Source organism: Duganella aquatilis (genome assembly GCF_009674565.1).
GTDB classification, from domain to species: Bacteria; Pseudomonadota; Gammaproteobacteria; order Burkholderiales; family Burkholderiaceae_D; genus Rugamonas; species Rugamonas aquatilis.
The window spans coordinates 1-11,360 of sequence record NZ_WKJL01000049.1 but is presented as its reverse complement, the minus strand read 5'-3'; the positions used below and the strand labels follow the sequence as shown (position 1 = coordinate 11,360).

Below are 11,360 nucleotides of genomic sequence, written 5' to 3'. Positions count from 1 at the left end.
GCGCCATCGCCGTGCTGTTCGCCGCCACCACCATCGCCGTCGCCAGCTGGACGCTGCGCCGCACCTCGGCGCTGGTGAATGTCGCCGTGCTGGCGGCCGCCTCGGCGCTGTGGCTGGCGCTGGCCTGGGCCATGGCGCCGCACGACGCCGTGTTCGGCGTCAGCGGCCCGCTGCTCGGCAACCTGTTCCTGCTGGCGGTCGGCGTGCCGTTTGCGTGGCAGATGTCGCAACGCCAGTCGCGCCGCCTGCTCGACACGCTGCGCCAGTACGTGGCCGACGCCGTCGTCGACGAACTGCTGCGCAGCAATCTGTCGGACCCGCTCAAGCCCAGCCATTGCGAAGTCACCACGCTGATCGCCGACATGCAGGGCTACACCAGCCATGTGGCGGCGCTGCCGCTGGAACAGGCGGCCGAGCTGACGCGCGCCTTCCTCGACTGCCTGACCGGCCCGGTGCTGGCGGCCCACGGCACGCTGGACAAATTCACCGGCGACGGCCTGGTGGCGTTCTGGGGCGCGCCGCTGCCGGTGCCCGACCACGCCGACCAGGCGCTCGATGCGGCCGCCGCGATCCTGGCCGGCATGGCCGACTTCAACGCCGCGCGCCAGCGCCAGGGCCTGGCGCCGATCCGGGTCCGCATCGGCATCGAGAGCGGCCGAGCCATGGCCGGCGATTTCGGCTCGGCGGCGCGCAGCATTTATACTGCGGTCGGCGACAGCGTCAACGTGGCGTCGCGGCTGGAAACCGCCGCGCGCGATCTGCCGCACGATGTGATTATCGGTCCCGGCACCGCCGCCCTGTGCCGGCGCCATCAGCTCAGTCGCATCGGCGAGCTGACGTTGCGCGGCAAGGAGCACCCGACGACCCTGTACACCCTGGTGGCGCAGATGCCGCAACAAGGAGTTTTGTGAAGAAATACCTGTTAGCCCTGCTGGGCGGCCTGTGGCTGGCCACCCTGGCCTGCGCCCAACAGGCGCCAGTCGACGAAGACCTGTATCTGACCGCCATGCAGTCGATCGCCGACGGCCGCCGCGCCGACGCCAGCCTGATCCTGGAGCGCCTGATCGCGCGCGGGCCGCAGCACGCGGGCGAATGGCTGGACCTGGCCATGATCCAGTGCGCGCTGGGCCACGACGCCGACGCCGAGACGCTGTTCCAGCGCATCGAGCGCGAGTACCAGCCGCCGCAGGGCATCCGCGACATCATCCGGCAGCAGCGCGAGCAAGGCTGCTACCAATGGCAGGCGCAAGTGTTGTGGGGCGTCAACGCCGCGCGCGGCTACGACAGCAACGTCAACCAGGGCGCCAGCTTCCCGGTATTTACCGACAGCAACGGCGTGCCGCTGGAACTGCTGCCCGAGTACAAGCCGCACAGCGACCACTACAGCGTGGTGTCGGGCGACTACCTGCGCGACCTCAACGCCGATGGCGACCTGGCGTTTGCCCAGGCCCACCTGCGCCAGTACGACCGCCTGTCGGCCTATAATTCGATGTCGCTGTTTGTCGGCGCCGAGCACCCGTGGCAGCTGTCGCGCTGGCAGATGCGCAGTTCGGCGCTGCTGGGCGCGCTGACGCTGGGCGGCGCGCTCTACCAGGAGCAGGCGCAGCTGCAATTGCGCGCGGCGCCGCCGTTGAAGTTGCCCAAGGGCTACGATTTCAACCTGCTGGGCAGCGTTACCCGCACCAGCTATAAAACCCTGGCCAATTTCGATTCGACCACGCTGGAACTGCGCAATGTGCTGGGCTTCCACAACGACAGCAGCCAGGCGCAGGCGGCGTTCGGCTACCAGCGCGACCTCGGCAGCGCCGAGCGTCCGGGCGGCGACCGCACCGGCTGGTCGGCGCGGCTGTACGGCCGGCGCATGGTGCGCGACTCGCTGCAGGCCGAAGTGGAGCTGACCGGCCAGCGCTGGAGCGGACAGAACGAGTATTCGCCGGGCTTGATCAATGTGGCGCGCAAGCAGAACAACGTGGTGCTGCGCACCGTGCTGAGCTATGCGCTGCGGCGTGACCAGAGCCTGCAGCTGGAATGGCGCCAGGTGCGCAACCGCGAAAACATCTCGATCTTCCAGTACGATGCGCATCAGATCCAATTGAGCTGGCGCTGGGCCAACCTGTGACAGCTGCAACAAACTGCAACAATGTGCGGCTTTGCCGCCAAAATTGTGTATAAGTAACGTTTAGGCAGTAGTACAGACGATGAACAAACCGACCAACACCGACCAGCTGGCCCCGCCCGCAGCCGAAGGCAACGAAGCGTCCGCACAGAATGTGCAGGTGCACCTGCGCCGCATTCCGCTGCTGGCGGGCCTGAGCGACGAGGAAGTGCAGCGGCTGAAGCCGGAACTGCGCTTCCGCCAGTACGCCAAGCGCGACATCGTGCTGCAGAAGGGCGCGGCCGGCGACGGCCTGCTGTTCCTGCTGTCCGGCCAGCTGCAGGTGATCGACGTCACCGAGGACGGCCGCGCGATCGGCCTGCGCATGCTGGCGCCAGGCGACTTCTTCGGCGAAATCGCGGTCATCAACGGTTCGCAGCGCACCGCCTCGGTGGTGGCAATGAGCGCGGTGCTGGTGGCGTTCCTGCCGGCGCCGGCCGCGCTGCACCTGTTCTCGCACTCGCCGTCGGTGGCCAACCTGATGCTGCGCCATCTGGCCGCCAAGATCCAGCGCGATTCGGAATTCCGCTCGCTGCTCAGCATCAACAACACGACGCGCCGCATTTATACCTATCTGGTGCAGATGAAATCGCCATCGGAACAGCCAGGCGAGCCGGAAATGGTGAAAAACCTGCCGACCCACCAGGACATCGCCAACATGATCAACACCAGCCGCGAGACCGTGACCCGCGCGCTGACCTCGCTGGTGCAGCAAGGCATCATCCAGAAAGGCAGCCAGGGGCTGGTGATTGTCGATCCGCAAGGACTGCAAAAGCTGGTCGAAGGCTCTTGACGGGCGCGGCATGCAGAGTATGCACGGTATAATTGCGCGCTTTTTTCCACGCCGCCCGCGCGGCGGCACATAGTCCCAACCCATGACATCACACAGCCTGTTCCACCGTACGCCGGGAGCCCGACCATGATCGTCCTCGGCCGCCTGCAGAATATCGCCAACTACCGCGGTTTCATCCTCGGCAGCGTGCAGCGCGAATTCCAGTCGAAATACCGCAACTCGATTCTCGGCGCCGCCTGGACCGTGCTCAATCCGCTGGCCATGATCGTGGTCTACACGGTCATCTTTTCGCAGGTGATGCACAACCGCCTGCCCGGCGCCAGCTCGGCCTTCGCCTACAGCATCTACCTGTGCGCCGGCGTGCTGACCTGGAACCTGTTTGCCGAGATCACCACCAAGGCGCAATCGGTGTTCCTCGATAACGCCGGCCTGATCAAGAAAATCAATTTCCCGCGCCTGTGCCTGCCCATCATCGTGGTGTGCAACGCCGGCGTCAACTTCGCCATCATCTTCGGCCTGTTCACCGCCTTCCTGCTCATCTCCGGCAACTTCCCCGGCTGGGTGTTCCTGGCGGTGTTCCCGCTGCTGGCGCTGCAGGTGCTGCTGGCCATCGGCCTCGGCATGATCCTCGGCGTGCTGAATGTGTTCTTCCGCGACGTCGGCCAGTTCTTCTCGATCAGCCTGCAATTCTGGTTCTGGTTCACGCCGGTGGTCTACCCGGCCAGCGTGCTGCCGGACGACGTCCGCCCGCTGCTGGCCTACAACCCGATGGCGCCGCTGATCCAGGGCTACCAGGACATCCTGGTCAACGGCCGCCTGCCGCACTGGGGCAGCCTGCTGCCGGCCGCCGTGCTGGCGCTGATCCTGTGCCTGCTGGGCATGCAACTGTTCCGCCGCCGCGCGGGAGAAATGGTGGACGAACTGTGAACGGCAGCATTCAAGTATCGAACCTGGGCAAGGCCTACAAGCGCTACCCCAGCCACCGCGCCCGCCTGCTGGAATGGCTGCTGCCGTCGACGCCGCGGCACCAGGACATCTGGGTGCTGCGGGACATCAGCTTCAGCGTCGAACCGGGCCAGGCGCTCGGCATCATCGGCATCAACGGCGCCGGCAAGAGCACGCTGCTGAAGCTGATCACCGGCACCGCCGCGCCGACCACCGGCAGCGTCGCCATGCACGGCCGCGTGGCCGCCATGCTGGAACTGGGCATGGGCTTCCATCCGGACTTCAGCGGCCGCCAGAACGCCTACATGGCCGGCCAGCTGATCGGCCTGAGCGCCGACGACGTCACCCGCCTGATGCCGGACATCGAGGCTTTCGCCGAGATCGGCGAATACCTGGACCAGCCGGTGCGCGTCTACTCCAGCGGCATGCAGATGCGGCTGGCGTTTGCCGTGGCCACCGCGCGCCGCCCGGACGTGCTGATCGTCGACGAGGCGCTGTCGGTCGGCGACGCCTATTTCCAGCACAAGAGTTTCGAACGCATCCGCGCCTTCCGCAGCGAAGGCACGACGCTGCTGATCGTCTCGCACGACAAGGGCGCGATCCAGTCGATCTGCGACCGCGCCATCCTGCTCGACAAGGGCCGCGTCAGCAAGGAAGGCACGCCGGAGGAGATCATGGACCTGTACAACGCCATGCTGGCCGAACGCGAAGGCGTCGACGTGCGCCAGGAAACGCTGGACAGCGGCAAGGTGCAGACCATCTCCGGCACCGGCGAAGCCACCGTGCAGTCGATCGCGCTGCTGAAGCAGGACGGCACGCCGGCCGAGGTGCATGGCACCGGCACCGACGTCGACCTGTGCATCGAGGTGGCGATCCACGCCGACATCCCGGAACTGACGCTGGGCTTCCGCATCAAGGACCGGCTGGGCCAGGCGGTGTTCGGCACCAACACCTTCCACAAGCTGGCGCCGCTGAACGGCATGCGCGCCGGCCAGCGCTTCCGCGCCCACTGGCGCTTCCCGCTGCTGCTGGGACCGGGCAGCTACTCGGTCGCCACCGCGCTGCACAGCAGCGACAACCACCTGGGCCAGAACTACGAATGGCGCGACCTGGCGCTGGTGTTCGAGGTGATGAACCTCCAGCACAGCTACTTCGAAGGCACCGCCTGGCTCAATCCTGACATCGAGATCGAACACGGAGTTGCCCAACCATGAGCCTGACCTCCTACGCCCACAACTGCGAAGACGTGCTGCTGATGCGCGCGCTGGGCCACATCGAACACGGCCGTTACCTTGACGCCGCCGCCGGCGATCCGCTGCACAGCAACGCCACCCAGGCGTTCTACGCGCGCGGCTGGCACGGCGTCAACCTGGAAACCGCGCCGGCGCTGCTGCGCCGCCTGCGCATCGCCCGCCCGGCCGACACCAACCTGGCCTTGGCCGCCGCCGCCGCGCCGGGCCAGCGCGCCTGGTACCAGGTCGAGCTGCCCGGCGCCTCGACCTTCGACGCCGCCTTGGCGCAGCAACAGCGCGACGCCGGCCGCGCGGTGGTGCAGCACCTGGTCGAGCTGCAAACGCTGAACGCGATCTGCGAACAGCACCTCGACGGCGAACTGCATTTCCTGCGCCTGGCCGACAGCGCCGCGCTGGCGGGACTCGACCTGCAACGCTGGCGGCCGTGGATCATCGTGCTGCGCGCCGACGGCGTCACGCCGCTGGACGCGCTGCTGGCGGCGCGCTACCGCCTGGCCTACGCCGACGGCTACAACCAGTTCTACCTGGCCGACGAGCAGGCGGCGCTGGCCGCCGCGCTGACGCTGCCGCCGCACCCGGCCGACGACTTCGTGCTGGCCGAAGACCACCATTACAGCCATCCGCTGGCCGAATGGCGCCGCCGCACCGCCGAGGCGGAAGCGGCGTCGCAGGAGTCGCGTATCTGGGCCCAGGCGCACGTGCGCGAGTGGCGCGAGAAATTCGAACGGCTGGACGCCGAACAGCAGCGCGCCAACCGCGCCGAGCAGCAGCTGGCGGAGATGAGCGGCCGCGCCCACCGCGCCGAAGCCCAGCTGCCGCACCTGAACGCGCGCGCCGCCGCCGCCGACGTCGCCGAGCAGACGCTGGGCGCGGTATACGCCAGCCTGTCGTGGCGCCTCACCCGGCCGCTGCGCGAAGGCAAGTTCAAGCTGGCCAAGCTGCGCGCCTGGCTGCGCGCGTTCCCGCGCCGCGTAGTGGGCGCCGTGCTGCGCCGCGTGAAAGGCCTGGCCGGCTACGCGCTGCGCTACGTCAACGCGCGGCCCAAACTGTCGTTCTTCCTGCGCCGTAACATCGCGCGCCTGCCGTTCATGGTGCCGCTGATGCGCGCGCTGAAGCTGCGCCTGCAACTGAACCATACCCATGCGGCCGCCGCGGCGCCCGTGCCTGCCGACCTGGACAGCCTGCCGGAAGCGGCGCGCCAGGTCTTCGACGACCTGCGCCGCGCCCGCCGCCAGGCCCCTCATTCCTGATCGACCACTATGCGTATCGTAATCGACCTGCAAGCCTGCCAGGGCTCCAGCACCAACCGCGGCATCGGCCGTTACTCGATGGCCCTGCTGCAAGGGATGCTGCGCCAGGCCGGCGGCCATGAGCTGCACGTGGCGGTGAACCACCACTTCCCGGACGCCGTGGCCAACCTGCGCCAGAGGCTGGGCCAGTTCATGCCGCAAAGCCAGATCAGCGGCTACACGCTGCCGGCGCAGATCTGGGAGCACCAGCCGCTGAACCACTGGCGCCTGCGCGCCGCCGAACAGCTGCGCGAACATTATCTGGCCAGCCTGAAGCCGGACGTGGTCCACATGTCGAGCCTGTTCGAAGGCCTGGGCGAGGACGCCAGCACCTCGGCGCTGCACAGCCGTAACAACTTCGACACCGCCGTCACGCTGTACGACCTGATTCCGCTGATCCGCAAAGAAACCTACCTGACCGATCCCAACGTCGCCAACTGGTACTACCGCAAGCTGCAAAGCCTGAAGAACGCCGAGCTGCTGCTGGCCATTTCCGGCTACTCGCGGCGCGAGGCGCTCGATGCGCTGCAGCTGCCGCCACAGCAGGTGGTGAATATCTCGTCGGCGGTGGACACCATCTTCGTGCCGCGCGGGATGTCGGCCGAGGCGGAACTGGCGCTGCGCCAGCGTTTCGGCCTGACCCGCCCGTTCATCATGTACACCGGCGGCATCGACTACCGCAAGAACATCGAAGGCCTGATCGAGGCCTACGCCCAGCTGCCGGCCGCGCTGCGCCAGCAATACCAGCTGGCGGTGGTGTGCAGCATCCGCCAGGAAGACAAGCTGCGCCTGCTGGCGCTGGCCGACAAGTTCAACCTCCCGCAAGGCGATGTGGTGCTGACCGGCTTTGTCTCCGACGACGACCTGGTGTCGCTGTACAACCTGACCGCGCTGTTCGTGTTCCCGTCGCTGCAGGAAGGCTTCGGCCTGCCGGCGCTGGAAGCGATGTCCTGCGGCGTGCCGGTGATCGGCTCCAACAACAGCAGCATTCCGGAAGTGATCGGCCGCGCCGACGCCCTGTTCGATCCGAACAAGGTGGCCGACATCAGCGCCAAGATGCACCAGGTGCTGACCACGCCGGCGTTTGCCGACGACCTGCGCGCGCACGGCCTGGAACAGGCCAAGCTGTTCTCGTGGGACGCCAGCGCCAAGACCACGCTGGCCGCCTTCGAGCAGGTGCACGATCAACGCCGGCAAGCGCGGCGCACCAGCGTGGCGCTGGCGCCGCAGGCGCCGGGCGCGCGCCGTCCGCGCCTGGCCTACGTGTCGCCGCTGCCGCCGGAGCGCACCGGCGTGGCCGACCAGAGCATCGAGCTGCTGCCGGAACTGGCGCGCTATTACGACATCGAGGTGGTGGTCAACCAGACCGAGGTGAAGGAACGCTGGGTCGAGGCCAATTTCCCGGTGCGCAGCAGCGAATGGTTCGACGCCAACGCCGACCGCTACGACCGCGTGCTCTACCACTTCGGCAATTCCGGCTTCCACGCCCACATGTTCGAGCTGGTCAAGCGCCATCCGGGCGTGGTGGTGCTGCACGACTTTTACCTGAGCGGCGCGGTGCACTACCTGTCGTCGCTGAACCGCGAGGCCAACGCCTACGGCCGCATGCTGTACCAGTCGCACGGCTACGGCGCGCTGCTGCACGAACAGGCCGAGGGCCGCGAAGCGTCCTACTACCAGTATCCGTGCAATCTGCCGGTGCTGGACCATGCGGCCGGCATCATCGTCCATTCCAGCTACTCGAAGCAGCTGGCGAACCGCTGGTACGGCCCCGGCAAATCCGACGACTGGCGCTACATCCCGCTGCTGCGCGCCCTGCCCGGCCCGCTGGACCGCGCCGCCGCGCGCGCCGCGCTGGGCCTGACCGACAAGGATTTCCTGGTGTGCTCGTTCGGCCTGATCGCCATCACCAAGTGCAATGAAAAAATCCTGGAGGCGTGGATCAATTCCGAGCTGGCCGGCGACGCCAACTGCCGCCTGGTGTTTGTCGGCGAAAACCATGTCGGCCCGTTCGGCAACGCGCTGTCGGCGCGCATGGCCGGCCAGCGCAATGTGCAGATCACCGGCTTTGTCTCGATGGAGCTGTTCCGCACCTACCTGGCGGCGGCCGACTGCGCCGTGCAGCTGCGCAGCCGGTCGCGCGGCGAAACCTCCGGCACCATCCTCGACAGCCTGGCCTACCGCCTGCCGACCATCATCAACGCCCATGGCTCGGCGGCGGAAATGCCGGACCACGTGGTGCTCAAGCTGCGCGACGAATTCAGCGACGACGAACTGAGCGCGGCCATCCTGCGCCTGCGCGACCAGCCGGCGCTGGCCACGCAGCTGGTGGACAACGCGGTCGAGTACATGCAGCGCGTGCACCACCCGGCCGCCGTGGGCGCCGCCTACCATGAGGCGATCGAACAGTTTGCCCGCCACAGCCCGCGCGCGCAGTACGAGCTGCTGGTGCGCGGCCTGGGCGACATCAGCACCGCCGCCGGGCCGTCCGAGCAGGACTGGGTCGACGTCGCCGGCGCGCTGGTGGCCAACGCCCCGGCCACCGGCCTGCCGCAGATGCTGGTCGACGTCAGCGGCACGCAGGACGACGCGGCCGCGCGCGCCCAATTGCTGGCCTTGCTGCAAACGCCGCCGGCCGGCTACCGCGTCGAACCGGTGCAGCGCGTGGACGACAGCTACCAGTATGCGCGCCGCAGCACGCTGGCCTTGATCGGCCGTGGCGACCTGGCGATGGACGACGCCGTAGCCGACATCAAGCGCGGCGACAGCATCGTGGCGCTAGACCCGCAAGCGCCGGCGCCGGCGCTGTGGCTGCGCAACCGCGGCGTCACCGTGCTGGCGCTGGCCGACCTGCCGGCCATGGGAGCCGCCGATGTGCGCTAAGGCCCCGCCGCAGCTGCTGCTCGATCTGTCGGAACTGGTGCAACATGACGCCCGTTCCGGCATCCAGCGGGTGGTGCGCGGCATGCTGCAGGCGCTGCTGGCCGCGCCGCCGGCCGGCCACACGGTGCGGCCGGTGTACGACGCCGGCGGCTACTACGCCTACGCGGTGGTGCGGCAGGACGAGCAGGGCCAGCCGCGCTACGCGGCCGCGCCCGCCGGCCAGGAGCAGGCGCTGCACGTCAACGACGGCGACCTGTTTGTCGCCATCGACCTCAGCCTGGAAAGCGTGGTGCGCAACCGCGCCGTGCTGGCCAACCTGCGCCAGCACGGCGTGCGCCTGTACTTCATGGTCTACGACCTGCTGCCGGTGCGCCAGCCGGGCTGGTTTGTCGACGGCCTGGCGACCGCCTTCGGCCACTGGCTGCAGGCGGTGGCCGAACTGGCCGACGGCCTGATCTGCAACGCCCAGGCCACGGCCGACGATCTGCTGGCGTGGCTGGAAGACCATCCGCCGCAACGCACGCTGCCGCTGCAGGTGGGCTGCGCCGCGCTGGGCGCCGACCTGGCCGCCACCCAGCCCACCAGCGGCGTCACTGAAGCAGAGACGGCGCTGCTGACGCAACTGGCGCAGCGCCCGACGCTGCTGATGGTCGGCACGCTGGAGCCGCGCAAGATGCAGGGCCAGGCGCTGGATGCGCTGGAGCTGCTGTGGCAACAGGAGACGCAGCTGAACCTGGTCATCGTCGGCAAGCCGGGCTGGCGCATGGAAGCGCTGGCGCAACGCCTGCGCCGCCATCCCGAGCAAGGCCGCCGCCTGTTCTGGCTGGAACGCGCCAGCGACGAACTGCTGCTGCAGCTGTACCGCGCCAGCAGCGCCCTGCTGGCGGCTTCGCGCGGCGAGGGCTATGGCCTGCCGCTGATCGAAGCGGCCCAGCACGGGTTGCCGGTCATTGCCCGCGACCTCGCCGTGTTCCGCGAAGTAGCCGGCCAGCACGCCTGGTATTTCAGCGCCAGCGACGGCGCCCAGCTGGCCGCCGCGCTGGCCGACTGGATGGCCTTGCACAGCGCCGGCCAGGCGCCCGCCTCGGCCGCCATGCCGCGCCTCGACTGGGCCGCCAGCACCGGTCAGCTGCTGGCCTGCATCCTGGGTGAGCAGTGGTATCGGCGCGCCCCCGTCAAACTGCCTTAATCTTACAAATTATCACAAATTTTCCGGCCGCCGGCGGCCGCCGGAAAACCACTGCAAGTCCCTGTTTATGCGCTTCTTCGCCCGTTCGGCCGGCGCCGGGCGGCGCCGGCAGCGCGTTGCCTATTTCACAATGCTGCTTTATACTACCGTCCACTTTACCTAACTTTACACATCTAACCTATGCTGCCACGCCTGGCCCCAAGCGGGATGCTGATCCAACGCTTGTTACTGCTGCTGCTTGGCATCAATATTGTGCTGCTGGCGTTTTATCTGGTGATCGACTATCAGTTGGTGTACCACTCGGATTCCGCCGTCAAGAACCTGCTGGCGCAGGAAATCGTCGACACCGGCCAATACTTCCCGCGCGACTGGAATTACGTCAATGGCGACCTGTGGGTGCTCAACACCCACACCTTCATCATTCCGCTGCTGCACTGGATGCATAACGGCTATCTGGCGCACGCGGCCTCGGACATCGTCTCCGCCGCGCTGATCCTGCACGCCAGCTGGCTGCTGACCGGCCTGCTGGAGCAGAGCCGCCTGGCGCGGCTGGTGGGCATGCTGGTGGTGTCGGCCGGCATGTCGCTGATCATGGCCGAGCACATCTACGGGCAGGCGGCGTATGGCTCGCTGTACTACATGGCCTGCTACCTGCTGGTGGCCTACTGGTCGCTGAGCCAGGCGCGCCGCGCCACCGTGCTGCCGTGGGCCGCCGCCACCGCCGTGCTGACGGCTCTGGTGTTCTGGACCAATCCGCAGCGCGCGCTGCTGTTTTACGGCGCGCCGCTGCTGGCCGCCGGCGCGCTGCAACAACTGCTGGCGTGGCACGCCGCGCGCGCCGACGGCCAGCAGC

General features: G+C 68.0%; 9 protein-coding genes. All 9 read left to right on the top strand.

The window, feature by feature from the left end:
* The coding region (locus GJ698_RS29735; protein ID WP_166454969.1) for an adenylate/guanylate cyclase domain-containing protein at positions 1-911 on the top strand (911 nt) is incomplete at its 5' end.
* On the top strand, positions 908-2,119 hold the full coding sequence (locus tag GJ698_RS29730; RefSeq protein WP_154361468.1) for a tetratricopeptide repeat protein: 1,212 nt from the start codon (positions 908-910) through the stop codon (positions 2,117-2,119). The genes GJ698_RS29735 and GJ698_RS29730, both read left to right, overlap by 4 nt.
* A 79-nt stretch (positions 2,120-2,198) precedes the next feature.
* Positions 2,199-2,948, top strand: a complete 750-nt coding sequence (locus tag GJ698_RS29725) for a Crp/Fnr family transcriptional regulator (RefSeq protein WP_154361467.1) — start codon at positions 2,199-2,201, stop codon at positions 2,946-2,948.
* Between the two features lie 126 nt (positions 2,949-3,074).
* Positions 3,075-3,875, top strand: coding sequence for an ABC transporter permease (locus GJ698_RS29720; RefSeq protein ID WP_154361466.1), 801 nt, complete (start codon positions 3,075-3,077; stop codon positions 3,873-3,875).
* On the top strand, positions 3,872-5,107 hold the full coding sequence (locus GJ698_RS29715) for an ABC transporter ATP-binding protein (RefSeq protein WP_371865476.1): 1,236 nt from the start codon (positions 3,872-3,874) through the stop codon (positions 5,105-5,107). The genes GJ698_RS29720 and GJ698_RS29715 overlap by 4 nt, the downstream gene beginning before the upstream one ends.
* Positions 5,104-6,396, top strand: coding sequence for an FkbM family methyltransferase (locus tag GJ698_RS29710; protein ID WP_154361465.1), 1,293 nt, complete (start codon positions 5,104-5,106; stop codon positions 6,394-6,396). The genes GJ698_RS29715 and GJ698_RS29710 overlap by 4 nt, the downstream gene beginning before the upstream one ends.
* A 9-nt stretch (positions 6,397-6,405) precedes the next feature.
* Positions 6,406-9,318: a glycosyltransferase gene (locus tag GJ698_RS29705; protein WP_154361464.1), complete on the top strand. Its 2,913-nt coding sequence runs from the start codon at positions 6,406-6,408 to the stop codon at positions 9,316-9,318.
* The gene (locus GJ698_RS29700) at positions 9,308-10,507 is read left to right on the top strand and encodes a glycosyltransferase family 4 protein (protein WP_154361463.1); all 1,200 of its coding nucleotides are present in this window, start codon (positions 9,308-9,310) and stop codon (positions 10,505-10,507) included. Before GJ698_RS29705 ends, GJ698_RS29700 begins: the two co-directional genes overlap by 11 nt.
* A gap of 207 nt (positions 10,508-10,714) precedes the next feature.
* On the top strand, positions 10,715-11,360 hold a 646-nt coding region (locus GJ698_RS29695; RefSeq protein WP_154361462.1), incomplete at its 3' end, for a hypothetical protein.

Coding starts and splice junctions, on each gene's coding strand:
- GJ698_RS29725 (WP_154361467.1), top strand. CDS start 2,199: ATGAACAAACCGACCAACACCGACCAGCTGGCCCCGCCCGCAGCCGAA.
- GJ698_RS29705 (WP_154361464.1), top strand. CDS start 6,406: ATGCGTATCGTAATCGACCTGCAAGCCTGCCAGGGCTCCAGCACCAAC.
- GJ698_RS29710 (WP_154361465.1), top strand. CDS start 5,104: ATGAGCCTGACCTCCTACGCCCACAACTGCGAAGACGTGCTGCTGATG.
- GJ698_RS29720 (WP_154361466.1), top strand. CDS start 3,075: ATGATCGTCCTCGGCCGCCTGCAGAATATCGCCAACTACCGCGGTTTC.
- GJ698_RS29700 (WP_154361463.1), top strand. CDS start 9,308: ATGTGCGCTAAGGCCCCGCCGCAGCTGCTGCTCGATCTGTCGGAACTG.